Genomic DNA, 24678 nt, shown 5'->3' on the forward strand with positions numbered 1-24678 from the left:
CCGTCAGGAAGATGTGTTGGCCGGACGGATACCGGGATTCGACCATCAGGGAAGTGTCAGTTTTTTGTGTACGGGACAAGGCATTTTCAATGCTTTGATACCTGCTTGCTGACTGCAGACGCCGTCAAGCCTAATCGGGCAGATGCGTCTACAATACTTCCAGTTTCAACCACTACCGCAAATGCTGCCATGCAAGGCAACATATCAACATGACTTTCGCAAGATAGATTTGATAGTCCATTACTATGAGCACTCATATCTACAGCCCCACAGCGAAGAAATACGCCATTGGCACACCCACAAAATCTAGAATTTCTATACCGAAGAAAATGTCACCCATACAGGTGCAGAAGCAAAGCGCCTGACAACACTAGGCTAACACCACCGATCTGGATGACTGACAGCCGCTCGCGAAAAAAGAAGTACCCCAGGATCGCGGCAATACCACCCGACAACGTGCTGATGACGGTGACAACGGACACCGAGCCATTTAGAGCCCCCCAAGAAAACGCAGAAAACCCTCCCAAGTTGAAAAGACTTGCCCCGCACAGTGAGCCATAGGTCTTCAGCATTATTGTCGTATGGTCCCGCAGAAACCTGACGGCTTCATGGATCAAAAAAATGACCCCCACCGCATACCCTAGCGCCAGCATGTTCACCGGTCCCAGCGCCGGCAAGGTGAATTTCCCCTGAATCCAGAAGCTGATGCCGTAAAGCATGGCCGCCAACAAAGCAAACCACACAGACATTACGCTGGTGACCTTACGATCGAAACCACCATTATCGCTGCGGCAGGCCAACAGCACGCCGAAAAAGCAGACAAGGATACCGACCACCTGCCAAGCGGAAAGGGCATCACCACCCAGCCATGCCAACAGCGTTGTAAAAACACCATACGAAGTGACCAGGGGCGCCACGATGGCTGTCTTGCCAATAGCGAAAGCTTTTGAAAGCGCCAGCGCTCCTACTACGGTGCATAGAGAGGCGACAATTCCTAACCCTATCGTGAGCCAGGGCGCAGAAGTAAATTTCTGCCACTGATCGGCTGAAATGGCAATAATGATTGCCATCAAGAAAAGCCCTAGCAACTGACCGAAAAATACCGCCCGTTTTACTCCAACCGCTCTTGCGTTCACGCCGACCAAGAAGTCGGTGCACCCCCAGAACACCGCAGCCAGCAACCCCATGAATACGTCCATAGCAATGGTCCTTAATTATGAATTATTCCTGAACCTCCTCAGACAGTAATCGGGAAAACAGCAGAAATCAAACACCTATTTTGACAAGAATCTACAGACTAACGTATTTCGGCACGTCCACCAGCCTAGCAACATTATTAACGAGTTAGTTAGTACTGTAGAGATAGCGGCAAGTGCCAAGAGAATACTGTAGGAACTTTCAGACAACACTCCACTTGCACTTACTACACTAAATATTACTAATCCAACGAGACCTTTGGTGTTCATCAGAACACCAAATTGGATTTATTGATCTCAAGCCGGCATCCGGGCCCTGCCTTGCACACGCCTTTTGTAGCGAAGAGTTGTAGCAAAAGGGCCGCAAAGCGGCCCCCAAAATCTCAATGCATAAAGAACCAGATCAGAATGATCACCGGAATCGGCACCCCAATCATCCAAAGCAGTATCGAGCGCATGGCCTTTCTCCTTGTTCGATGGTGAAAAGAAAGGTGCAGCCGCCATGCCAGTTGTATCAAAAAACTACATTCATAAGAATCAAAGGCTTACCCTACAAGCCGCCTGAGCAAACCGTGCAATATGCAGGATCCACGCCCTTGCACCTGGGTGTTCTGCAATGCACTATCCACCCATGATCGCCACCACCCTCCCCGATGGCCCCGAGCAAACGCCGCTTACCGCCGAAATCGTGCTGCGCTACCACCTCTGCTGGAAGCACCGCGACCTCGATGGCGTCATGGCGCTCTACCACCCCGATATTCAGTACCACGACTTCTTCCAGAACCGCGTGCTTGGCCACCAGGAACTGCGCGACTACGTACGCGCTTGCCTGCCCCATGAAGCTGGCGAGGACATCGTCCACAGCGACCGCATCCGCGTCGATGGCTGCACCGCATTCATTCAGTATCAGGTCACGGTGCAGGGCGGCGACGGCCTGGTTGCGTTCCAGTCCAGCGAGGCGATCACCGTCAGGGACGGGCTGATCTGGCGGGTCAACGAATACGCCACGCTGGTCCGCCGGAACGGCACAGGCCACGCCAACAGCGGTCCGCGCCCCGCCACCAGCCGCCTGGGCTTGTCGCCTCGGCAGTTGTCGACCATGGCCCAGGACCTGGAGCATTACTTCCAGCGTCAACGCCCCTACCTCGACCCGGAACTGGACCTGCAGCAAGTAGCGGAAGCCAGCGGCTACAGCCGCAACCAGATTTCCTACCTGCTCAACCAGGTGCTGGGGCAAAGCTTCTACCGCTACGTCAACCAGGCACGCCTGCAGCACCTGATGGCCAGCCTCGGCGACGACAGCGTCGAGGCGACGATCGACGAGCTGGCCTTCAGTGCCGGCTTCAACTCGCTGTCGGCGTTCTACAAGTGCTTCCGTGAGCACACCGGGCTCACGCCCAAGGCCTACCTCAAGCAAATTTCCCTGCGTGCACGCACGTAGGACAGCTGCCCGCTGACACCACTACGATCGCCCACAGACCTTGACGGATGTGGAGCCGAACCCGATGCAACCCCTGCGCACGCTCAGCCTGTGGATGGACCAGCTCGACGAGCCGCTGTGCGCGCGCCCGGCACTGCGCAATGACCTCGACGTTGACGTGTGCATCATCGGTGCCGGCTATACCGGCCTTTGGACCGCGTACTACCTCAAGCGCCAGGCCCCCCAGCTGAACATCGCGGTGATCGAAGCCCAAATCGCCGGCTTCGGCGCCTCCGGCCGTAATGGGGGCTGGCTGATGGGCAACCTGCTCGGCGAAGACCGCCTGCTCGGTGCCCTCTCGCCGCAACAGCGCCGCGCCAGCATCGACCTGCTGCACGGCATCCCGGATGAAGTGCATCGCGTGCTGCAAAGCGAAGGCATCGACTGCGACTACCGCAAAGGCGGCGTGCTGTATTGCGCGGCGCGCTACCCGGAGCAGGAACGCAGCCTGCGCGCCTACCTCGACGACTTGTATCGTCAAGGCATGACCGAGGACGACTACCGCTGGCTGAGCCCCGAGCAGCTTGGGAGCCAGCTGCGGGTCAGCAATGCGTTTGGAGCCATCTACAGCCCGCACACGGCGACCATCCAGCCAGCCAAGCTGGTGCGCGGCCTTGCCCGGGCAGTGGAAGCGCTGGGCGTAACGATCTACGAAAACACCCCGGCCATCGACTGGCAGCCGAGCGAGGTGCGTACCCCGCTGGCACAGATTCGCTGCCAATGGATGGTACCTGCAGTGGAGGGTTACGCCGCCAGCCTGCCGCCACTGGGCAAACACCAATTGCCAGTACAGAGCCTGCTGGTGGCCACCGAGCCGCTGCCAGAGGCCACCTGGGAGCAAATTGGCCTGAGCAAGGGCCAAGCCTTCAGTGAAAGCAGCCGCCAGGTCACGTATGGCCAGCGCACCGCCGACAACCGCCTGGTCTTCGGTGCTCGCGGTGGCTACCGCTTCGGTGGGCGTCTGCGCGAGAACTTCAACCTCGACGAACACGAAGTCGAACTGCGCCGCTACCTGTTCGGCGAACTGTTCCCGCAGCTCAAACAGGTACGCATCACTCATACCTGGGGCGGCAACCTCGGCATGGCGCGACGCTTCCGCCCACACATGCTTTGCGACCGCCAGCGCGGCATCGCCCTTGCCGGCGGCTACGGCGGCGAAGGCGTGGGGGCTACCAACCTGGGTGGACGCACCCTGGCGGCGCTGATCCTCAACCAGCGCAACGAGCTGACGGCGCAACCCTGGGTGCTCGACAACCGCCCGCTATCGAGCCTGGCCAGCTGGCCTCCCGAGCCCTGCCGCTGGCTGGGCTACAACGCGATCATCCAGAGCTTCGTCCACGAGGACCGGACCCTCGCCAACCCCGCCAGCGCGCCGTGGAGGCGGCGCCTGGCCATCTCGGTTGCGGACTTCATGGAAGGCTTCATGCACTGACTTCCCTTATCACTCGTACAGGATCCACCGGTCATGAGCATCACCCAGTTCAAGAACACCGAATTTGCCGTGCTCGACAGCTCCAACCCGGTCGCGGTACCGCTCGGCGAACCCGTGGCAGTCACGTCAGTCACCTGCGTGGAGCGCAGCGATGGCGTTGAAACCGGCATCTGGGAATGCACCCCAGGGCGCTGGCGGCGGCAGATCGTGCAACAGGAGTTCTGCCATTTCATCAAGGGCCGCTGCACGTTCACCCCCGACGGTGGCGAGCCCCTGGTCATAGAAGCCGGAGACGCATTGATGCTACCGGCCAACAGCACCGGCACCTGGGACATCCAGGAGACCGTGCGCAAAACCTACGTGCTTATTTTCTGATCCGCTGATCGCCTGCCTTCGATAACAACAGACAAAGCAAGGTAAACCCGACATGCGCACCTTCCTCCTCGCCCCCCTGATGCTGGCCGCCAGCGTGGCCAGCGCCGCTGAAACGGTGAAGATCTACAACTGGTCCAGCTACGTGGCCCCCGATACGTTGAAGAACTTCCAGCAAGCCAGCGGCATCGTGCCGACCTATGACGTGTACGACAGCAATGAAACCCTCGATGGCAAGTTGATGACCGGCAATTCCGGCTACGACGTGGTGTTCCCCTCCAACCATTTCATGGCCCGGCAGATCCAGGGCAAGGCCTTGAAGCGCCTGGACAAATCCCAGCTGCCTAACTGGCACAACCTCAACCCGGTGCTGCTCAAGGCGCTGGAGGTGAACGACCCGGGCAACCAGTACGGCTTCCCGTACCTGTGGGGCAGTACCGGTATTGGCTACAACATCGACAAGGTCAAGGCGGTGCTCGGCGACAACGCGCCCGTGGACTCCTGGGACCTGATCTTCAAGCCCGAGTACATGAGCAAGCTGAAAAGCTGCGGCGTCGCGGTGCTGGACAATGGCCCCGAACTGCTGCCGATCGCCCTGCACTACCTGGGCTTGCCCCATCACAGCCAAGACCCCAAGGACTACGAGAAGGCCAAGGACCTGCTGATGAAAGTGCGGCCTTACATCAGCTATTTCCACTCGTCCAAGTACACGGGCGACCTGGCCAACGGCGATATCTGCGTGGTAGTGGGGTTCTCGGGGGATGTGCTGCAGGCGAAGAACCGCGCCGATGAGGCGAACAATGGCGTGAAGGTGGGCTATTCGATACCCAAGGAGGGCGCGCCGATGTGGTTCGACATGGTCGCCATGCCCGTCGATGCGCCGGATGAAAAGGCCGGATATGCCTACATGAACTACCTGCTGCAGCCGGAGGTGATGGCCAACATCAGCAACCACGTCCAGTACGCCAACGGCAACCTCAAGGCGGACGGGTTGGTGGACCCGGCGATGAAGGGTAATACGATGATTTACCCGAGCGACGAGGTGATGGGCAAGCTGTATGCGCTGGAGGCGATGCCGGCGAAGATCGACCGTATTCGTACGCGAATCTGGACCAGTATCAAAGCCGGAAATTGAAATGGGGCCGCCTAGCGGCCCTTCGCGGGCACGCCCGCTCCCACAGGTATCACATGACCTCCAGGTCTGGTGATTCCTGTGGGAGCGGGCGTGCCCGCGAAGGGCTGCAAAGCAGCCCCGATTTCAGGCCTTAATGGTGCTCGCGGGTAGCGCGGAACTTGATGTCCGGCCAGCGCTCTTCCATCAGCGCCAGGTTGACCCGGGTCGGCGCCAGGTAGGTCAGGTGACCGCCGCCGTCGATGGCCAGGTTTTCCATGGCCTTGGTCTGGAATTCCTCGAGCTTCTTCTTGTCATCGCAGCTGATCCAGCGCGCCGACCAGACGGTGATAGGCTCGTAGGCGCACTCCACCTTGTACTCTTCCTTCAGGCGGCTGGCGACCACGTCGAACTGCAGCACACCGACCGCACCCAAGATGATGTCGTTGCTGCGCTCAGGGAAGAACACCTGAGTAGCACCTTCTTCGGCCAGCTGCTGCAGGCCTTGACGCAGTTGCTTGGATTTCAGCGGGTCTTTCAGGCGGACGCGGCGGAACAGCTCCGGCGCGAAGTGCGGAATACCGGTGAAGCCCAGCGCCTCGCCTTCGGTGAAGGTGTCGCCGATCTGGATGGTGCCGTGGTTGTGCAGGCCGATGATGTCACCGGCAAAGGCTTCTTCCAGCTGCTCACGCTCGGAGGAGAAGAACGTCAGCGCATCGCCGATACGCAGGTCTTTGTTCAAGCGCACGTGGCGCATTTTCATGCCCTTCTCGTACTTGCCCGAGCAGATGCGCATGAAGGCGATACGGTCGCGGTGTTTCGGGTCCATGTTCGCCTGGATCTTGAACACGAAGCCGGTGAACTTCTCTTCCACAGGCTCCACGGTGCGCTCGTGGGCCACACGGCCAAGCGGGCGCGGCGCCCAGTCGACCACGGCGTCGAGCACGTGGTCGACACCGAAGTTGCCCAGCGCAGTACCGAAGAACACCGGGGTCAGCTGACCGTTGATGAACTCTTCCTGGTTGAACTCGTGGCAAGCGCCCTGCACCAGCTCCAGTTGCTCGACGAACGAATCGTACTGGTCGCCCAGGTGCGCGCGGGCTTCGTCCGAGTCCAGCTTCTGGATGATCTTGGCTTCGGTGCGCTCGTGGCCATGGCCCGGGGTGTACACCACGATGTAGTCACCGGTCAGGTGGTACACGCCCTTGAAGTCGCGGTAGCAACCGATCGGCCAGGTGATTGGCGCGGCCTTGATCTTCAAAACGGCTTCGATTTCGTCGAGCAGTTCGATCGGGTCGCGGATGTCTCGGTCGAGCTTGTTGATGAAGCTGACGATAGGCGTGTCGCGCAGGCGGCACACGTCCATCAGGGCGATGGTACGCGGCTCTACACCTTTACCGCCGTCGAGCACCATCAGCGCCGAGTCCACCGCGGTCAGGGTGCGGTAGGTGTCTTCCGAGAAGTCTTCGTGGCCGGGGGTGTCGAGCAGGTTGATCATGTGCTCGCGGTACGGGAACTGCATCACCGAGGTGGTGATGGAGATGCCGCGCTGCTTCTCCATTTCCATCCAGTCGGAGGTGGCATGGCGGTCGGACTTGCGCGACTTCACGGTACCGGCGACGGCAATGGCCTTGCCCATCAGCAGCAGCTTCTCGGTGATGGTGGTCTTACCGGCGTCGGGGTGGGAAATGATTGCGAAAGTGCGGCGCTTCGCGACTTCGGCGGCCTGGTTGGTCATGGGAAATCGCCTGACTGGGGGATTTGAAAGGGGCAGTATCATACCTGAAGTTGGGCCTGGACCAAAATCTGCCGAATGAATGGCGCCTGTGCCGGCCTCTTCGCGGGCAAACCCGCGCCTACAGGTACGACACAGGGTTCGGATGCGGTGCAGTCATTGTAGGAGCGGGTTTACCCGCGAAGAGGCCGGCACAGACAAAAGAAATCCAACAGGCAATCGATTTATCACGACAAATGCCCAAAGCGCAGTTATTTCAACGCCTGCAGCGTATTAAGTCGCTGTTTTTTCTCGCCAAAAATCCTGCCACCCAGCGATTAACGCTGGCCAAATGCCGCCTCAGATGGGAACCTTTACGCCCACGGAGACGTCCACTCCCCTGCAACCCGCTTCGGTTGGGGACTGGTTTCATCAGCATTTTCGGGCCCGACGGGGTTCGGCTCATGGCCTGATCGCAGCCTTCGGCTTGCATCTCGCTGCTACTCGCGAACACACCACCCGCCGCCAGGATTGGCCGGCTTCCAAGAAGTGTGCTCGCCGACAACACAAGGAGTCCGCCTGTGGCTAAACGCTACGGAAAGGGGCTGTTGGGATGGGCCGCCGTGCTCGTCATCCTGGCCCTGCTGGTCCACTGGATCGGCATCGACACGATCGCGCGTTATCGCGACGATCTTGGGTTCTACCTGCAAGCGCACCTGGTATTGGTGCTGGCTTCGATGGTGGCGGCGCTGGCCGTGGGCATCCCCGCCGGCATTGCGTTAAGTCGACCGCACCGGGTCGACAAAGCCGAGCGTTTCATGCAGTTCTTCAACGTTGGCAACACCATCCCCCCTCTGGCCGTTCTGGCCATCGCCCTGAGTATCCTGGGCATCGGCGCCGGGCCTGCGATCTTCGCACTGTTCCTCGCGTCCCTCCTGCCCATCGTGCGCAACACCTACGAAGGCCTGAAAAACGTCCCCGCCTCGCTCAAGGAAGCCGCTACCGGCATCGGCATGACCCCGCGCCAGCAACTCTGGCAGGTGGAACTGCCCAACGCCGTGCCGATCATCGTCGGCGGCGTACGCGTGGCCCTGGCGCTGAACGTGGGCACCGCACCGCTGGCATTCCTGATCGGCGCCAACAGCCTGGGCAGCCTGATCTTCCCCGGCATCGCCCTGAACAACCAGCCGCAGCTGCTGCTGGGTGCCGCCTGCACCGCGCTGCTGGCACTGGTGCTGGACGCGGCGGTGAGTTTCTCCAGCAGGCGCTGGCTGGAACGTGGCCTGGCCCAATAAGGATAGGAAACGTATGAAGAAGAGAATCGCCTTGCTGCTGGGCGCGGCCCTGCTGTTCGCAGGAGTTGCCCAGGCAGCGGAAAAACCCCTGGTGCGCATCGGCGCGCGGGTGTTCACCGAACAGACCGTGCTCGCCGAAATCACCGCGCAGTACCTGCGCGCCAACGGCTTTGACGTACGCGTCACTACCGGCCTTGGCAGCAGCATCGCTCGCCAGGCCCAGGAAACCGGCCAGCTCGACCTGATGTGGGAATACACCGGGGTGTCGCTGGTGTCCTACAACCACATCGATGAGCGTATGCCCAGTGCCGAGGCCACCTACGCCAAGGTCAAGGAGCTGGATGCCAAAAAAGACCTGATCTGGCTGACCCCGTCGAAATTCAGCAACACCTATGCCCTCGGCTTGCCGAAGCAGGTCGCCGAGGCCTACCCGCAGATCAACTCGATCAGCGACCTCAACCAGGTGCTGCGCGACGAGCGCAAGCGTAACCACCTGGTGGCTCTGGACACCGAGTTCGCCAACCGCCCCGACGGCCTGGTCGGGCTCAAGGAAATGTACGACCTGCAGGTCGGCCGCGCCAACATCCGCCAGATGGACGCGGGCCTGGTCTACACGGCCATGCACAACAACCAGGTGTTCGCAGGCCTGGTCTACACCACCGACGGTCGCCTGAGCGCGTTCAACCTCAAGCTGCTCGAAGACGACAAGCACTACTTCCCCGACTACACCGCCGCCCCGGTGGTGCGCAAGGCCGTGCTCGACGCCAACCCGCAACTGGTCGCCCTGCTCAAGCCACTGGCCGAGCAGCTCGATGACGAGACCATGCGCCAGCTCAATGCCAAGGTTGACGTAGACCACCAGAACCCGACCGCTGTGGCCGCCGCATTCCTGCGAGAGCATCCCCTCAAGGAGGTACAGCCATGAGCCTGCTCGACACGTTCGCCCACCTCGACTGGGCCCAGGTACTGCAACTGACCTGGCAGCACATCATGCTGGTCGGCATCGCCGTCGGCCTGGCGATCCTCGTTGGCGTGCCGCTGGGCATCCTGATGACCCGCTTCCCGGCGGTGGCCGGCCCGCTGCAGGCCAGCGCCACAGTGCTGCTGACCATCCCCTCGATTGCGTTGTTCGGCCTGCTGCTGCCGTTCTACTCCAAGTTCGGCCAGGGGCTGGGCCCCTTGCCGGCGATCACTGCCGTGTTTCTTTATTCGCTGCTGCCAATCATGCGCAACACCTACCTGGCCCTGACCAATGTCGAGCCCGGTATCCGTGAAGCCGCGCGTGGCATCGGCATGACCTTCGGCCAGCGCCTGCGCATGGTCGAGCTGCCCATCGCCGTACCGGTGATCCTCGCCGGCGTGCGCACCGCCGTGGTGATGAACATCGGTGTGATGACCATTGCCGCCACCATCGGCGCCGGCGGCCTCGGCGTGCTGATCCTGACTTCCATCAGCCGCAGCGACATGTCGATGCTGCTGGTCGGCGCCGTACTGGTCAGCCTGCTGGCGATCATCGCCGACCTGCTGCTGCAAACCCTGCAACGTGCCCTGACTCCAGAAGGACTGCGCTCATGATCGAACTGAAGAACCTCAGCAAAACCTTCAACGTCAACGGCAAGGACGTCAAAGCCGTCGACTCGGTAAGCCTCACCGTCAATGAAGGGGAAATCTGCGTGTTCCTCGGCCCGTCGGGCTGCGGCAAGAGCACCACGCTGAAAATGATCAACCGCCTGATCACGCCCACCTCGGGCCAGGTGTTCATCAACGGCGAAGACACCACTGGCCTGGACGAAGTTACCCTGCGCCGGCACATCGGCTATGTGATCCAGCAGATCGGTCTGTTCCCCAACATGACCATCGAGGAGAACATTACCGTGGTCCCGCGCCTGCTTGGCTGGGACAAGCAGAAATGCCACGAGCGTGCTCGCGAGCTGATGCACATGATCAAGCTCGAACCCAAGCAGTACCTGCAACGCTACCCGCGCGAGCTGTCTGGCGGCCAGCAACAGCGTATCGGCGTGATTCGCGCCCTGGCAGCAGATGCACCCGTGCTGTTGATGGATGAACCGTTCGGCGCGGTCGACCCGATCAACCGCGAAATGATCCAGAACGAGTTCTTCGAAATGCAGCGGGCGCTGAACAAGACCGTGATCATGGTCAGCCACGACATCGACGAAGCGATCAAGCTGGGCGACAAGATTGCCATCTTCCGTGCCGGCAAGCTGTTGCAGCTGGATCACCCGGATACCCTGCTGGCGCACCCGGCGGATGATTTCGTCAGCAACTTTGTGGGCCAGGACAGCACCCTCAAACGCCTGTTGCTGGTGCGTGCCGAGGATGCAGCGGACAACGCGCCGTCGGTGAGCCCTGAAACGCCGGTGGGCGACGCGCTGGAGCTGCTGGATGAGCACGACCGCCGCTACGTGGTGGTGACCGATGCGCAAAACAAGGCCTTGGGCTATGTGCGCCGGCGCGACATGCACCGCCAGCAAGGGACGTGTGGCGATTTCCTGCGGCCGTTCAATGCCACCGCGTCGCACGATGAGCATTTGCGCATCCTGTTGTCGCGCATGTACGAGTTCAACCGCGCGTGGTTGCCAGTGCTGGATGCCGAGAAGGTGTTCTTGGGCGAGGTGACGCAGGAGTCGATTGCCGCGTACCTGAGCTCGGGGAGATCGCGGGGGGCGAAGAGCAGTATCGTTTCGCCGGCCGAGGCGGTGGTTTCGTAATCGTCGGGGGCGCTTTGCGCCCCTTCGCGGGTAAACCCGCTCCTACAACGGCCTGTGTTCAATCCCCGATGTATGTCCACCACCGATCATGTGTAGGAGCGGGTTTACCCGCGAATACGGTGGTGGCGGCAACGGTGAACGACTGGTGAAAATTGGCCAGCAGGCCCGGCCCCTTCGCGGGTAAACCCGCTCCTACAAGAGCGAGCGAAGGGCCGCAAAGCGGCCCCGGCAATCTCGGATCAAAACCCAACACTGGCCTGCACGTAGAAGGTCCGCGGCTCACCCACGTAAAGGCCGGCATTGTTGTCACTGGAGCGGGTGAAGTACTGCTTGTCGAACAGGTTCTTCACCCCCGCCGCCAGCTTCAGGTTGGACAGTTCAGGCCCGAATTCATACCCACCGCGGGCATGCCAGGTCACATAACCCGGAATATCGCCATACTGCCCGTCAGCACTCGGCTCGGTGATGTAGTCGCCATTGAAACTGCCATCGGCATTGATCCCGGTTCCCGGCGCACGCTGCTTCGATTGGGCATAGGCGTCCAGGTTCCAGGTCCAGCGGTTAACTGCGTAACGCACCCCGGCAGTGGCCACCTGGCGTGAATAGAACGGCAGGTCTCGGCCCTTGAACCCTGGGATATCCCCTTCATAGGTCGCGCGGGTATAGGTGTAGCCACCGCTCACCGACAGCCCGTCCAGGCGCGGGTCCAGCCCGGCCAGGTCATAACGCACCGAAGCCTCGATACCCTGGTGCTTGGTTGCACCAAGGTTGGTCCAGCCCACGTCGTTGCTGATGTACTGCAGCTCATCATCGAAGTCGATATAGAACGCCGTCAGCTCACCGGCAAAGCCGCCATTGTCATAACGGGTACCGATTTCGTAGGTCTTGGCTTTTTCCGGCTCCAGGCCATTGGCCGTACTGTTGCCAGAACCGCCCTGGCCCAGCTGGAAGTACTGCAGGCTACCGAACGACGTCTCGTAGTTGGCGAACACCTTCCAGGCATCGGAAACGTGGTACATCACGCTCAGTGCCGGCAAAGGCTCATTGCTGGTGATGCTGCGCTTCTTCTCGGCTACCGGGCGGTTGTTGGCGTCCAGCACCGGGCGGTCGCGCCAGTCGGTATTGATGTGCTCGAAGCGCACGCCAGGGGTGATGGTCCAGTTGCCCACGTCGATCTTGTCGTCGATGTAGTAGGCGCTGGCCTCGGTGCCGCCACTGCGGTCCTGGAACACGTGGCCGTCGGAAGTCGGGGTCACCGTCGGCACGTTGTCGATCAGCGCCAGGCGAGTCGATTGTTCGCGCATCGCTTCCTTCAGGTAACGGTAACCGACACTGACTTCCTGGGTGGTTGGGCCGGCAAAGAAGATGCGCGACACACGGGGTTCGATGGCAAAGGTGTGGTAGTTGCGCGGGTACGACGACAACGTCTTCATGTCCCGCGAGGCGATGGTGCTGCCGCGGAAGCTGTCGGTGTAGTAGGTCAGCACTTCGAACTGGGTGGCATCGTCGAGCTGCCGCTGCCATTTGAACGACACATCCTTGCGCCGGCCCGCGAAGTAGTCGTAATCGCGCAGCGACTGGTACGGGTTGCTGTCGTATTGGGCCTGGGTCAGGCCACCCGGCATGTCGGCACGGCCATCGTAATAATGGAAGTTCAGCCAGAACTCATCGACATCGGTTGGCGCCCAATGCGTCTTGAGGATTACGTCGTCGATGTCGTTGCCGTTGTTGCTTTCACGGTAACCGTTGCCATTCACCCCGGTGTACAACAGCGCCACGCCCATGCCATTGTCGGCCGTGCCACCGACGAAGGCTGACTCGGTATGTTTCCAGCCACCGTGCTGGGAGGTCTCCAGGGTGGTGGACAGCTCTGCCGAGGCCTTTTCCGGAATCGCCCGGGTTACAAAGTTGATCACGCCGCCCACGTTCTGCGGGCCATAGCGCACCGAGCCGGCACCGCGCACGACGTCGATGCTGTCGAGGTTGCCAGAAGAAATCGGTGCCATCGACAGCTGTGGCTGGCCATACGGCGCGAAGGCGGCCGGGATGCCATCGATCAGTACCGTGGAGCGCGGCGACAGGCGCGAAGTAAGGCCGCGTACGCCCACGTTCAGCGACAGGTCGCTGCCACCGGTCCCGTTGGAGTCCTGCACTTGCACGCCGGGGATGCCGCGCAGCACGTCGCGCACGTTCATTGCGCCCTTCTCCACCATTGCCTCGCGGCGTACCACGGTGCGTGCCCCAGGGTGGTTCTGTACCACGCTCTGCTGGGCATCACCCAGCCAGTCACCGACCACCTTGATGTCGGTGGGTGCCAGCTCCAGGCTGCCGCTGCCCAGGTCAAGGGTAGTCGGCAGAGGCTTCACCACAACGGTGTCCCCGGACATCTCGTAGGTGAGCCCGCTGCCTTGCAACAGCTGTTGCAGCGCCTGCACCGGCGCCAGGTTGCCCGATACCGCCGGGGCCTGTTTGCCGGCGACCAGCTCGGGGCTGAAAAACAGCTGTAGGCTGGTTTGCTGGCCGAGCTGGTTCAGCGCCGAACCCAACGGCTGGGCCTGGATGTGGAGGGCATTAGCGGCCTCTGCGGCCTGGCTGCCAAGGGCCACAGTACTGACCGCCAGGGCCAGCGCCAGGGCGCGAAAGCGTGGGAGAGGTTTGTTGTTGTTCACGTCGTCGAAACATCCTGGAATGCGGAATAAACGCCAACCGCGTGCAAATGGAAATGCTTGGCAGTTGCAGCTGGCGAGGAAGACGAACGAGTGAAAAAAAACCTGAATCTATTTGGCGATTATTTCGCTGGAGCCGTCTTCATAGGCTTTGATGGCCACCGGAAGGATGCTCGGCAAGGCCCGCAGCAGAGCGTCTGTATCGTTGGTACTGAAGGTACCGGACAGGCGCAGCCGGGCGACTTTCCCAGGGGCGACCCGCAATGGCTGGCGACGGTAGCGCGAGGTTTCGGCCACTACTTCGGCGAGGGTTGCGTTGTCGAACACCAGCTTGCCCTGTCGCCATGCGGTCATGGCGCCGGTGTTGACCGCATAGGGTGCGGCGACCAGGCCCTGTGCATCTATATGCGACCCCTGCCCGGCCGTCAGTTGCGCCGGCGAGTCGCCCTTGCCCTGCACCCGCACCGACCCCTGCTCCACCGCCACACGGGTGCTGGCTGGGTCCAGGCGGACGTCAAAGCGGGTACCTGTGACGATCACACTGCCCTGGGCAGTGTCGACCACAAATGGCCGGTTACTGTCATGGGCGACGCTGAACATTACTTCACCGGCGTTCAGGCGCACGTGCCGCCGGCCGGCGCTGAACTCGACCTGCAACTGCGTGTTGCCATTGAGCTCCAGATGCGAGCCATCCGGCAGTTCGACCTGACGGCGCTCATTGAAGGCCGTCTGCAGGCTGCCTTGATGGTTCAGTTGCAGGTGGTGCCAGCCGCCCCAGCCCAGGCCCAGCGCCACTACCGCAACACTGGCGGCCAACGCCTGGCGCATGAAACGCCGTCGTGGCAGCTGCTGCACCGGGTCTGGCTGGCACAGCGCCTCCAGGTGCTGACGTGGAATGAAGTCGGCGGCCTGCCACACGCGGCAGAGATGCTCATATTCTTCCCGGTGGTGCTCGTCGCTCGCCAACCAGGCATGCAACTGCTTGTGCAGCCCGGCATCCCGAGGCGCATCCTGCACGCGGGCGAACCATGCGGCCGCCTGCTCGCGGACGGCATCGGTACCGTGCTGTTTCATCGAAAAGGCCTCCTGACTCTTCATGCCGACACATCCAGGTGCTCACGCAGGTGCCGAAGCGTGCGGATCATATACTTTTCGACCATGTTCTTGCTCAACCCCATGCGCTCGGCAATCTCGGCCTGGGTCAGGCCTTCGAGCTTCTGCCAGATGAACACCTGCCGGCAGTTGAGTGGCAGCTTGGCAAGCGCCCGCTCGACGCTGTCGGCCAGCTCCAGGGCATGCACGTAGGCTTCCGGGTCGCCACTGCCGGTTGCGCCTTCGTCGAAGGCTTCCCGCTCCAGTGCCTGGCGCCGGTCTTCGCGACGGAAGCCATCCACAGCGATGTTGCGCGCAGCCTGATGCAGGTAGGCGCGTGGCTGCTCAACCTGCTCGCGCGGGGTTTCCAGTACCCGGACAAAGGCATCGTGGGTGAGGTCTTCGGCCTGCTGACGACTGCGCAGCTTGCGCGTCCAGGTGCCGATCAGCTCATGGTAGTGGTCGAGGAAGCCTTTGTGTCCGGACACGGTCGGGGTCATCAGGGAGGCAGATAAGGGTGCGAATAGTAATGTTTCGCATCAAAAGCAGCAAATCCGCCAGTCGGTAACAAAAAATTTATGGGCGATTTCCTGTACGGGGGTACCAGGAAAATGTGGCCATAAATATGAACACCTCCGCCCTTTTCGCGGGCAAGCCCGCCCCCACATGGAACGCGTATCCCCTGTAGGAGCGGGCTTGCCCGCGAAGGGCCCAACACGCTCCATTCCACAATTTTTTACGCTTGAAAGATCGCAGGGAACATCAGCCGGTCACACGAGTCGGTTATTCAAATGGCTGGTCGTCGATCCACGTCGATCACGCCCGGATTGCCTGTTGATTCTGCATTCTTCACGCCCTAAAGTGCGCGCCGAACGTCCATGCTGGAAACGATCCATCCGGCTCAAGTACTGAGTAGGCGAACCAAAGTGGGGATACGGAGGACGTTCAGTTTGCAGCCACTTAATCTTTCAGTTTGCCCATGGAGTCCCTGAGCATGTCGATCCAGGTCGAAGACTATTTCGCGCGTGAAACCTTCCAGAAAATGAAGGCGTTCGCTGACAAGCAGGAAACCCCGTTCGTACTCATCGACACCCAGATGATCAGCCAGGCGTACGACGACCTGCGCGCCGGTTTCGAATTTGCCAAGGTCTACTACGCGGTCAAGGCCAACCCGGCCGTGGAAATCATCGACCTGCTCAAAGAGAAAGGTTCGAGCTTCGACATCGCCTCGATCTACGAGCTGGACAAAGTGATGGGCCGCGGTGTCAGCGCCGACCGTATCAGCTACGGCAACACCATCAAGAAGTCCAAGGACATCCGCTACTTCTACGAGAAGGGCGTGCGCCTGTACGCCACCGACTCGGAAGCCGACCTGCGCAACATCGCCAAGGCCGCACCGGGCTCGAAAGTGTATGTGCGTATTCTGACTGAAGGCTCCACCACTGCCGACTGGCCGCTGTCCCGCAAGTTCGGCTGCCAGACCGACATGGCCATGGACCTGCTGATCCTCGCCCGCGACCTGGGTCTGGTGCCTTATGGCATCTCCTTCCACGTGGGCTCGCAGCAACGCGACATCAGCGTGTGGGACGCCGCCATCGCCAAGGTCAAGGTAATCTTCGAACGCCTGAAAGAAGAAGACGGCATCGAACTGAAGCTGATCAACATGGGTGGTGGCTTCCCGGCCAACTACATCACCCGTACCAACAGCCTGGAAACCTACGCCGAAGAAATCATCCGCTTCCTCAAGGAAGACTTCGGTGACGAACTGCCGGAAATCATCCTCGAGCCCGGCCGTTCGCTGATCGCCAACGCCGGTATCCTGGTCAGCGAAGTGGTGCTGGTCGCACGCAAGTCGCGTACCGCCGTCGAGCGCTGGATCTACACCGACGTGGGCAAGTTCTCCGGCCTGATCGAAACCATGGACGAAGCCATCAAGTTCCCGATCTGGACCGAGAAGAAAGGCGAAGCCGAGGAAGTGGTCATCGCCGGCCCGACCTGCGACAGCGCCGATATCATGTACGAGAACTACAAGTACGGGCTGCCGCTGAACCTGGCCATCGGTGACCGCCTGTACTGGCTGTCGACCGGCGCCTACACCACCAGCTACAGCGCAGTGGAATTCAACGGCTTCCCGCCGCTGAAGGCTTACTACCTGTAATGCACAACGGGGCCGAAAGGCCCCGTTTTCATGTGCGTGCTGTCGATGCTGGCCTCTTTGTGGGTAAACCGTACAACGGCCTGCGCCCAACCACCGATACGTGTGTAGGCGCGGGTTTACCCGCGAATACGGTGGCGGCGGCAACGGTTATCGGCGGGTGGAGATTGGTCAGCAGGGCCGGCCCTTTCGCGGGTAAACCCGCTCCTACGACGGCCTGCGCCCAACCACCGATGCGTATGTAGGCGCGGGTTTACCCGCGAATACGGCGGCGGCGGCAACGGTGAACGGCCAGTGGAAATTGGACAGCACAGTCAACCACCACGCCGTTCGATCTCCTCGGCATAGCGCCCGGCAAAGGCCATGAGCACCGGCCCCGCCTCCTGCAAGGTCACCAGCGCCGCACGCAGGAAGTTCATGTTGCCCTCGATCCGCGCCCGCTCCAGCCAAGGCGCGGCCTCCGCCACCTGGCCACGTTCGACCAGCACCAGCGCCAGGCTGAACATCCCACGAAAATCCCCCGCCTCGGCCGAACGCCGATACCAGCGCACCGCCCGCGCCGGGCTGGGCGCCGTGGCAATGCCCTGCTCCAGGTAACGCCCATACAGGTTCATCGATTTGGCATGCCCCAGCTGCGCAGCCTTCTCGTAGCACATCAGTGCCTGCGCCTGATTGGCCGGCACCCCACGCCCGGTCGCCAGAAGGTTGCCCAGGTTATACAGGCCCCAGTCCAAACCCGAATCGGCCGCACGGGCGTAGTGAACGGCCGCCTGCACCAAACTCACCTCGCCGCCCCAGCCATGCTCCAGGCAACGCCCGAGCATGTTTTGCGCCATGGCACTGCCACCCTGTGCAGCGATACCGAACCAACGCCGGGCAACCGTGGCATCCTGCTGGATGCCACGCCCATCCAGCAGGATCTGCCCCAGCAGCAACTGCGCCTCGACCGCGCCCTGCCCCGCTGCCGCCAGAATCGCCTGGGCGGCCTTGCCAGGGGTTTCCTCGAGCATGGCCTGCAAGCCGGCCACATCCACTACTTCCTCACGTCGCAGCAGGTAGGACACGGCTCAGACCTCAGCCCAGCGGCGCAGCAAGTTATGGTAGGTGCCCGTCAGCTGCAACAGCGAAGGATGGTCCGGCACATCGGCGGTCAGTTGCTGGATGGCGTTGTCCATCTCGAACAGCAGCGTCCGCTGGCTGTCATCGCGCACCAGGCTCTGGGTCCAGAAGAATGCGGCATAGCGTTGGCCACGGGTCACTGGGTTGACCTTGTGCAGGCTTGTGCCGGGGTACAGCACCATGTCACCGGCGGCCAGCTTGACCTGCTGCACGCCATAGGTGTCCTGGATCACCAGCTCACCGCCGTCGTAGCTTTCCGGGTCACTGAGGAACAGCGTGGAAGACAGGTCGGTACGCACCCGCTCCGGGCTGCCCTTGGGCTGGCGCAGGGCGTTGTCGATGTGGAAACCGAAGTTGCCGCCTTCGCGGTAGCAGTTGATCAGCGGCGGGAACACCTTGTGCGGCAAGGCTGCCGACATGAAGCGTGGGGTTTTCCACAGGCGGTCGATCAGCGCACTGCCGATTTCCTTGGCCAGCGCATGACCTTCCGGCAACTGCAGGTTGTGCTTGGCCTTGGCCGACTGATAACCCGCCGTAACCTTGCCATCGGCCCAGTCGGCCCGCTCCAGCGCCTCGCAGATACGGGCCAGTTCATCAGCGTCGAACAGGCCTGGGATGTGAAGCAGCATGGCAACGGCACCGTTAGGAAATGTAAAGGCGCAATGATATTGATTCCCTTTTGCGCTACACAAGCCCCATTCGCCACTTAAGACGTTTCAGCGGCATGAAACCGTAAAGACAAATTGTAAAGATTGTAAATTCTTCACGAATGGTAACGAGTCTCAATTGTTAGTCAAAATTGCTTACATTAAGATCCACCGCCTCAATACCTTGGGGAAGGTTCTTTGCAATGCGCCAGTACGTACCATCTGCTGTGAGTTCGCCACGCCTGATCGTGTCTGCCATCGGTGTCGCCCTGAGTGCCTCGTCGGCCTATGCCGCCGATCCGGCCGCCAGCAGCGCCATCACCCTCGATGCCACCAGCGTCAACGGCAAGGCTGAACAAGCCAGCACCGATTACAAGGTGGACAAGGCCGCCTCGCAGAAGTACACCGCGCCGCTGGTAGACACCCCGCGCTCGATAACCGTGATCCCGCAGCAAGTGATCAAGGACACCAACGCCCTGACCCTGCAGGATGCCCTGCGCACCGTACCCGGCATTACCTTCGGTGCCGGCGAAGGTGGCAACCCGCAAGGCGACCGCCCGTTCATTCGTGGCTTCGACGCCCAGGGCGATACCTACCTGGACGGCGTACGTGACACTGGCGCCCAAACCCGCGAAATCTTCGCCATCGAATCTGTTGAAGTGGCCAAGGGGCCGAACTCGGCCATCGGTGGCCGCGGCGCGGCCGGCGGTACCATCAACCTGGTAAGCAAGCGCGCGCATCTGGGCAACTCGCTGGACGGCGCCTGGACCTGGGGCAGCGACCAGACCCAGCGCTACACCTTCGATGGCAACTACCAGTTCAGCGATACCGTTGCCGGTCGCCTGAACCTGATGACCCACGAAAGCAACGTCGCCGGCCGCGACAAGGTCAACTACGACCGCTGGGGTATCGCCCCGTCGCTGGCCTTTGGCCTGGGCACGCCGACCCGCGTCAACCTTGACTACTACCACCTGGAAAGTGACGACCTGCCGGATTCGGGTATCCCTTACACCATCCCGACCAACGGCAGCGCCGGGCGCACCTCGGCACACCCGAGCAAGCCGAATGATGGCGGCGACAGTGATAACTTCTATGGCCTGACCGGCCGCGACTTCCGCAAGACCCGAGTGGATATCGCAACCTTCGCCGTCGAGCACGACCTGACCGACTCGCTGACCATCAAGAACACCCTGCGTCACGGCAACAGCATGCAGGACTACATCCTGACCCAGCCCGACGACAGCAAGGGCAACGTCAACAACGGCAGTGTCTGGCGCCGCGCCAACACCCGTGTCGGCAACACCGCCACTACCACCAACCAGACCGATCTGTTCGGCGAGTTCTACGTTGGCGGCATGAAAAACAGCTTCTCGACCGGTATCGAACTGAGCCGTGAAGAAAGCGAGCGCTCAAGCTACACCGTCGACACCGACACCGTGCCAGGCGGGTCTGCCAACAGCAACTGCACCCCAGGCATGATCGGCGCCACCAGTGGCTATAACTGCACTTCGCTGAGCAACCCGAACCCGGATGATCCGTGGAACGGCGCCATCTCGCGCAACTATGCCGGCACCACCACCAACAGCAAGACCCGTGCAATCTACGTGTTCGACACCCTGGAGCTTACCCCGGAGTGGCTGGTCAACATGGGCCTGCGCTACGACCACTTTGACACCGACTACAAGACCTACAACGCCGCTGGCACCACCACCGCCAAAGGCAAAGATGTCAGCGAGTTCGTCACCGGCCAGCTGGGCCTGGTGTGGAAGCCGGCCGAAAACGGCAGCATCTACGTGTCCTATGCCACCTCCGCCACACCACCTGGCGCCATGCTTGGCGAAGGTACCGAAGGCAACCCGCTGGGCGGCACGCCAGACCGTAACGGCAACCTGCTGGGCAGCGACATGGAGCCGGAAGAAACCACCAACTACGAGATCGGTACCAAGTGGGACCTGCTTGACCAGCGTCTGTCGCTGGCTGCCGCGCTGTTCCGCACCGAGAAGGAAAACGCCCGGGTCCAGGTCAACACCAATACCTACGAGAACATTGGCGAGACCCGGGTTCAAGGTATCGAACTGTCGGCCAGCGGCAAGCTGACCGACAAGTGGCAGGTGTTCGCCGGCTACACCTACATGCAGGCTCGCCAGATCGACGGCGGCCCGGTGGGCAAGGCCAACGACGGCAACCAGCTGCCGAACACGCCAAACAACAGCGCCAGCCTGTGGACCACCTACTCGATCACACCAAAGCTGACCGTTGGCGGTGGTGCGTTCTACGTGGATGACGTGTACGGCAGCGTGGCCAACACCACCATGGTCGACAGCTACGTACGCTACGACGCCATGGCCGCCTACAAGCTGACCAAGAACGTCGACCTGCAACTGAACGTGCAGAACCTGACCAACGAGGTGTACTACGACAAGGCCTTCTCCACCCACTTCGCCAACCAGGCGGCCGGGCGGACGGCACTGCTGACCACCAGCGTCCACTTCTGATGTCGGGATTGGGTTGATCCGCTAGAAGGGCTGCTCCTGTGGCGGCCTCTTCGCGGGCTTGCCCGCTCCCACAAGTCCACCACAACCTTCAAACTCTGTGGTGTACCTGTGGGAGCGGGCAAGCCCGCGAAGAGGCCGGTACAAGCTTCCACCAAAAGAAGCCCACCCCCGCCCCGTTCATTGAGCGGGGCTTTTGCGTATCAAGGCATAATGCACGCCGCGCTGGTCGCGGCAGCAACTCAAGGTGAGAAACGTGGTGAAGAAGACGCTGTTCCAATTGCACTGGTTCTTTGGCATCACCGCTGGCCTGGTGCTGGCCTTGATGGGCATTACCGGGGCGCTGTACTCGTTCCAGGAAGAACTGCTGCGCGCATTCAATGCCGATGTACTCAAGGTAGAAGTACGCGCCGAAGGCGTGCTACCGCCGGCCGAGCTGGTTAAGCGGGTCGAAGCCCAGCAACACGACAAAGTCTCGATGCTGTGGGTCGACGTGCGCGAAGGCAACGCTGCACGGATCTTCTTCATGCCCGCACCGGGCGAACGTCGTGGCGAGCTGCGCTATGCCGACCCGTACACCGGCGAACTCAAGGGTGAAGCGGCCGGGCAAGGCTTCTTCAACCTCATGCTCAAGCTGCACCGTTTCCTCGCCATGGGCGATACTGGCCGGCAAATCACCGGGGCCTGCACCCTGATGCTGGTGTTCTTCTGCCTGTCCGGCCTTTACCTGCGCTGGCCGCGTAAAGCGCTGGACTGGCGCACCTGGCTGACCTTCGACTGGGCCAAGAAAGGCCGCGCCTTCAACTGGGACCTGCACGCCGTTGCCGGCACCTGGTGCCTGCTGTTCTATCTTCTGTTCGCCCTGACCGGGCTGTTCTGGTCCTATGAGTGGTACCGTGAAGGCCTGAACAAGCTGCTGGCCGACGCGCCGGCCGCGGGCCAGCAGCAAAAACGTGGTGAAGGCCGTGGCCGGCACGGGCCGCAAAAAGTCGACAAGAATGCGCCACCGCTGGTGGTGGACTACGACGCCATCTGGGCCAACCTCAAGGACGCCGCAGGCCCAGGCCTGTCCACCTACAACCTGCGCCTGCCGCCTGCTGGCGGTCAGCCGGCCAACCTGTTCTACCTGCTCGACAACGCCGCGCACCCACGTGCCTTCAATACCCTGGTCCTGGACCCGGCCACCGGCCAGGTTAAAAAGCACGACCGCTACACCGACAAGTCCTTCAAGGCGCAACTGCTGCAGAGTGTTTACGCCTTGCACGTCGGCGAATACTTCGGCTTGCCCGGGCGCATCATCGTCACCATCGCCAGCCTCACCATGCCGTTGTTCTTCGTCACCGGCTGGCTGCTGTACCTCGACCGCCGCCGCAAGAAACGTCAGGTGCGCGCAGCCCGTGGCAACGTCGCCAACAGCGGCACTGGCGACGGCTGGCTGATCGGCTTCGCCAGCCAGAGTGGCTTTGCCGAACAGTTGGCCTGGCAGAGTGCCGAGCAGCTGCAGGCAGCTGGCCAGCCCGTTCAGGTGCGCGCCCTTGCCGAGCTGGGTGAAAACGACCTGCGCCAGGCCCATCGCGCGCTCTTCGTGGTGAGTACATTCGGCGACGGCGAAGCGCCCGACAGCGCTCGCGCCTTCGAGCGAAAGGTGCTCGGCCAGCCTTGGGCACTGAACAACCTCAACTATGCCCTGCTCGCCCTCGGTGATCGTCAGTACCCGCACTTCTGCGGTTTCGCTCGTCGTCTCCAGGCGTGGCTGGGGGAGCGCGGTGCCAGCAGTGCATTCAGCCCGGTGGAAGTGGACAACGCCGACAAGGCCGCCCTGCAGCAATGGCAGCAGGAACTGGCGCAACTGACGGGCGTCCAGCCGGTGGCCGCCTGGCAGCCGCCAACCTTTGCCAACTGGTCGCTGGTGCGCCGCAAACTGCTCAACCCCGGCAGCCAAGGCCAACCGGTGTACCTGCTTGGCCTGCAGGCTGCAGAACCTGCGAGCTGGGAAGCCGGCGATCTGGTAGAGATACTGCCGCTGAATGGGCAGCCACGGATCGACGCGTTCCTCAAGGGCATGGCACTGGACGCCGGCAGCCAGGTGCAGGTGAATGGCCTGAGTGAAACCCTTGCCCAGGCACTCGCTGGCCGCCAACTGCCGACGCGCCGCGACCACCTGATCGGCTTGCAGCCACAAGCGCTGGTCGATGCACTGGTGCCAATCGGTTGCCGCGAGTACTCCATTGCTTCGATCGCCAGCGATGGTGTGCTGGAGCTGATCGTGCGCCAGGAACGCCACCCCGACGGCAGCCTTGGCTTGGGCTCTGGCTGGCTGACCGAATACCTGCCAATGAATGGCACCCTGAGCCTGCGCCTGCGGCGTAACAGTGGCTTCCATCTGCCTGAGGCCGCTGCGCCGATGATCCTGATCGGCAACGGCACTGGCCTGGCGGGTCTTCGCAGCCTGTTGCGCGCGCGGGTCAATGCCGGTGAGCAGCGCAACTGGCTGTTGTTCGGCGAGCGTAATCGGGCGCATGACTTGCTGTGTGGCGATGAGCTGCACGCTTGGCTGGACAACGGCGACCTGACACGGCTGGACCTGGCGTTCTCGCGCGATCAGGCCGAGAAGGTGTATGTGCAGGACGTGATGCTGGAGCAGGCCGAGGACTTCAAGCGCTGGGTGGCCGACGGGGCTTGCGTGTATGTCTGCGGCAGCCTGCAAGGCATGGCGGCGGGGGTGGATGCGGCGCTCAAAGGCATGCTGGGTGAAGCTGCTGTACAGCAGTTGATCGAGGATGGGCGGTATCGGCGGGATGTGTATTGATCGGTGTGTAGGAGCGGGTTTACCCGCGAATACGGTGGCGGCGGCAACGGTGAACGTCGGATGGAAATTGGCCAGCAGGGCCGGCCCTTTCGCGGGTGAACCCGCTCCTACGACGGCCTGTGACCAACCGCCGATGCGTGTGTAGGCGCGGGTTTACCCGCGAATACGGTGGCGGCGGCAATGGTGAACGTCGCATGAAAATTGGCCAGCAGGGCCGGCCCTTTCGCGGGTGAACCCGCTCCTACACAACGGCCTGTGACCAACCACCGATGCGTGTGTAGGCGCGGGTTTACCCGCGAATACGGTGGCGGCGGCAATGGTGAACGACAGGTGGAAATTGGCCAGCAGGCCCGGCCCTTTCGCGGGCAA

The 24678-nt window shown here is 61.6% G+C and carries 19 protein-coding genes; 11 read left to right on the plus strand and 8 right to left on the minus strand.

Annotated elements, in window-relative coordinates:
- Positions 1-86: 86 nt before the first annotated feature.
- Both AC3WLP_RS08225 and AC3WLP_RS08230 read right to left on the minus strand, forming a co-directional pair.
- The gene (locus tag AC3WLP_RS08225) at positions 87-257 is read right to left on the minus strand and encodes a helix-turn-helix domain-containing protein (RefSeq protein WP_207238215.1); all 171 of its coding nucleotides are present in this window, start codon (positions 255-257) and stop codon (positions 87-89) included.
- Between the two features lie 75 nt (positions 258-332).
- Positions 333-1199: a DMT family transporter gene (locus tag AC3WLP_RS08230; protein WP_014860058.1), complete on the minus strand. Its 867-nt coding sequence runs from the start codon at positions 1197-1199 to the stop codon at positions 333-335.
- A gap of 613 nt (positions 1200-1812) precedes the next feature.
- Between AC3WLP_RS08230 and AC3WLP_RS08235 the strand changes: the two genes are divergently transcribed.
- The 4 genes from AC3WLP_RS08235 (at position 1813) to AC3WLP_RS08250 (ending at position 5615) form a co-directional block, all read left to right on the plus strand.
- The gene (locus tag AC3WLP_RS08235) at positions 1813-2637 is read left to right on the plus strand and encodes an AraC family transcriptional regulator (protein WP_012051264.1); all 825 of its coding nucleotides are present in this window, start codon (positions 1813-1815) and stop codon (positions 2635-2637) included.
- A gap of 64 nt (positions 2638-2701) precedes the next feature.
- The gene (locus AC3WLP_RS08240; protein ID WP_088512983.1) at positions 2702-4108 is read left to right on the plus strand and encodes an NAD(P)/FAD-dependent oxidoreductase; all 1407 of its coding nucleotides are present in this window, start codon (positions 2702-2704) and stop codon (positions 4106-4108) included.
- A 33-nt stretch (positions 4109-4141) separates the two neighbouring features.
- The gene (locus tag AC3WLP_RS08245; RefSeq protein WP_012051262.1) at positions 4142-4483 is read left to right on the plus strand and encodes a cupin domain-containing protein; all 342 of its coding nucleotides are present in this window, start codon (positions 4142-4144) and stop codon (positions 4481-4483) included.
- Between the two features lie 52 nt (positions 4484-4535).
- Entirely contained in the window at positions 4536-5615 is a 1080-nt protein-coding gene (locus AC3WLP_RS08250; RefSeq protein ID WP_003248478.1) for a polyamine ABC transporter substrate-binding protein, read from the plus strand.
- A 130-nt stretch (positions 5616-5745) separates the two neighbouring features.
- On the opposite strand, the gene AC3WLP_RS08255 is transcribed toward AC3WLP_RS08250, so the two are convergent.
- A complete protein-coding gene (locus AC3WLP_RS08255) occupies positions 5746-7329 on the minus strand; it encodes a peptide chain release factor 3 (RefSeq protein WP_003248481.1) in 1584 nt (527 codons plus the stop codon).
- A 557-nt stretch (positions 7330-7886) separates the two neighbouring features.
- Here AC3WLP_RS08255 and AC3WLP_RS08260 point away from each other — a divergent pair.
- The 4 genes from AC3WLP_RS08260 to AC3WLP_RS08275 are packed head-to-tail and all read left to right on the plus strand — an operon-like array spanning position 7887 to position 11329.
- Entirely contained in the window at positions 7887-8600 is a 714-nt protein-coding gene (locus AC3WLP_RS08260) for an ABC transporter permease (protein WP_004575998.1), read from the plus strand.
- A 13-nt stretch (positions 8601-8613) separates the two neighbouring features.
- On the plus strand, positions 8614-9525 hold the full coding sequence (locus tag AC3WLP_RS08265) for a glycine betaine ABC transporter substrate-binding protein (protein ID WP_004575997.1): 912 nt from the start codon (positions 8614-8616) through the stop codon (positions 9523-9525).
- On the plus strand, positions 9522-10175 hold the full coding sequence (locus tag AC3WLP_RS08270) for an ABC transporter permease (protein ID WP_003248487.1): 654 nt from the start codon (positions 9522-9524) through the stop codon (positions 10173-10175). Before AC3WLP_RS08265 ends, AC3WLP_RS08270 begins: the two co-directional genes overlap by 4 nt.
- Positions 10172-11329 carry an osmoprotectant ABC transporter ATP-binding protein OsmV gene (locus tag AC3WLP_RS08275; RefSeq protein ID WP_088512984.1) on the plus strand — a complete coding sequence of 386 codons (1158 nt, stop codon included), beginning with the start codon at positions 10172-10174 and terminating at the stop codon, positions 11327-11329. The genes AC3WLP_RS08270 and AC3WLP_RS08275 overlap by 4 nt, the downstream gene beginning before the upstream one ends.
- Before the next feature lie 239 nt (positions 11330-11568).
- On the opposite strand, the gene AC3WLP_RS08280 is transcribed toward AC3WLP_RS08275, so the two are convergent.
- The 3 genes from AC3WLP_RS08280 to AC3WLP_RS08290 all read right to left on the minus strand — a co-directional run bounded on the left by AC3WLP_RS08280 (position 11569) and on the right by AC3WLP_RS08290 (position 15587).
- Positions 11569-13998, minus strand: a complete 2430-nt coding sequence (locus AC3WLP_RS08280; protein ID WP_088512985.1) for a TonB-dependent siderophore receptor — start codon at positions 13996-13998, stop codon at positions 11569-11571.
- A 108-nt stretch (positions 13999-14106) separates the two neighbouring features.
- Positions 14107-15069, minus strand: coding sequence for a FecR family protein (locus AC3WLP_RS08285; RefSeq protein WP_088513051.1), 963 nt, complete (start codon positions 15067-15069; stop codon positions 14107-14109).
- Positions 15070-15089: 20 nt separating this feature from the next.
- The gene (locus AC3WLP_RS08290) at positions 15090-15587 is read right to left on the minus strand and encodes an RNA polymerase sigma factor (protein ID WP_088512986.1); all 498 of its coding nucleotides are present in this window, start codon (positions 15585-15587) and stop codon (positions 15090-15092) included.
- A gap of 494 nt (positions 15588-16081) precedes the next feature.
- On the opposite strand from AC3WLP_RS08290, the gene AC3WLP_RS08295 reads away from it, so the two are divergent.
- Positions 16082-17245, plus strand: coding sequence for a type III PLP-dependent enzyme (locus tag AC3WLP_RS08295; RefSeq protein ID WP_003248498.1), 1164 nt, complete (start codon positions 16082-16084; stop codon positions 17243-17245).
- A gap of 311 nt (positions 17246-17556) precedes the next feature.
- Here AC3WLP_RS08295 and AC3WLP_RS08300 read toward each other — a convergent pair whose 3' ends face one another.
- Complete coding sequence (locus tag AC3WLP_RS08300) at positions 17557-18306, minus strand: tetratricopeptide repeat protein (protein ID WP_088512988.1); 750 nt, start codon at positions 18304-18306, stop codon at positions 17557-17559.
- A 3-nt stretch (positions 18307-18309) separates the two neighbouring features.
- Positions 18310-18990, minus strand: coding sequence for a Fe2+-dependent dioxygenase (locus tag AC3WLP_RS08305; RefSeq protein WP_012051256.1), 681 nt, complete (start codon positions 18988-18990; stop codon positions 18310-18312).
- Positions 18991-19211: 221 nt separating this feature from the next.
- Between AC3WLP_RS08305 and AC3WLP_RS08310 the strand changes: the two genes are divergently transcribed.
- Positions 19212-21503: a TonB-dependent receptor gene (locus AC3WLP_RS08310; RefSeq protein ID WP_012051255.1), complete on the plus strand. Its 2292-nt coding sequence runs from the start codon at positions 19212-19214 to the stop codon at positions 21501-21503.
- Positions 21504-21756: 253 nt separating this feature from the next.
- Positions 21757-24309, plus strand: coding sequence for a PepSY domain-containing protein (locus tag AC3WLP_RS08315; RefSeq protein WP_088512989.1), 2553 nt, complete (start codon positions 21757-21759; stop codon positions 24307-24309).
- Positions 24310-24678: the final 369 nt, after the last annotated feature.

This window comes from Pseudomonas sp. FW305-E2, from assembly GCF_058782925.1.

Excerpts from the sequence above, each read along its gene's own strand:
- AC3WLP_RS08225 (WP_207238215.1), bottom strand. The coding sequence starts at position 257 with ATGAGTGCTCATAGTAATGGACTATCAAATCTATCTTGCGAAAGTCAT.
- AC3WLP_RS08230 (WP_014860058.1), bottom strand. The coding sequence starts at position 1,199 with ATGGACGTATTCATGGGGTTGCTGGCTGCGGTGTTCTGGGGGTGCACC.
- AC3WLP_RS08235 (WP_012051264.1), top strand. The coding sequence starts at position 1,813 with ATGCACTATCCACCCATGATCGCCACCACCCTCCCCGATGGCCCCGAG.
- AC3WLP_RS08240 (WP_088512983.1), top strand. The coding sequence starts at position 2,702 with ATGCAACCCCTGCGCACGCTCAGCCTGTGGATGGACCAGCTCGACGAG.
- AC3WLP_RS08245 (WP_012051262.1), top strand. The coding sequence starts at position 4,142 with ATGAGCATCACCCAGTTCAAGAACACCGAATTTGCCGTGCTCGACAGC.
- AC3WLP_RS08250 (WP_003248478.1), top strand. The coding sequence starts at position 4,536 with ATGCGCACCTTCCTCCTCGCCCCCCTGATGCTGGCCGCCAGCGTGGCC.
- AC3WLP_RS08255 (WP_003248481.1), bottom strand. The coding sequence starts at position 7,329 with ATGACCAACCAGGCCGCCGAAGTCGCGAAGCGCCGCACTTTCGCAATC.
- AC3WLP_RS08265 (WP_004575997.1), top strand. The coding sequence starts at position 8,614 with ATGAAGAAGAGAATCGCCTTGCTGCTGGGCGCGGCCCTGCTGTTCGCA.
- AC3WLP_RS08270 (WP_003248487.1), top strand. The coding sequence starts at position 9,522 with ATGAGCCTGCTCGACACGTTCGCCCACCTCGACTGGGCCCAGGTACTG.
- AC3WLP_RS08275 (WP_088512984.1), top strand. The coding sequence starts at position 10,172 with ATGATCGAACTGAAGAACCTCAGCAAAACCTTCAACGTCAACGGCAAG.
- AC3WLP_RS08285 (WP_088513051.1), bottom strand. The coding sequence starts at position 15,069 with ATGAAACAGCACGGTACCGATGCCGTCCGCGAGCAGGCGGCCGCATGG.
- AC3WLP_RS08290 (WP_088512986.1), bottom strand. The coding sequence starts at position 15,587 with ATGACCCCGACCGTGTCCGGACACAAAGGCTTCCTCGACCACTACCAT.
- AC3WLP_RS08295 (WP_003248498.1), top strand. The coding sequence starts at position 16,082 with ATGTCGATCCAGGTCGAAGACTATTTCGCGCGTGAAACCTTCCAGAAA.
- AC3WLP_RS08305 (WP_012051256.1), bottom strand. The coding sequence starts at position 18,990 with ATGCTGCTTCACATCCCAGGCCTGTTCGACGCTGATGAACTGGCCCGT.
- AC3WLP_RS08310 (WP_012051255.1), top strand. The coding sequence starts at position 19,212 with ATGCGCCAGTACGTACCATCTGCTGTGAGTTCGCCACGCCTGATCGTG.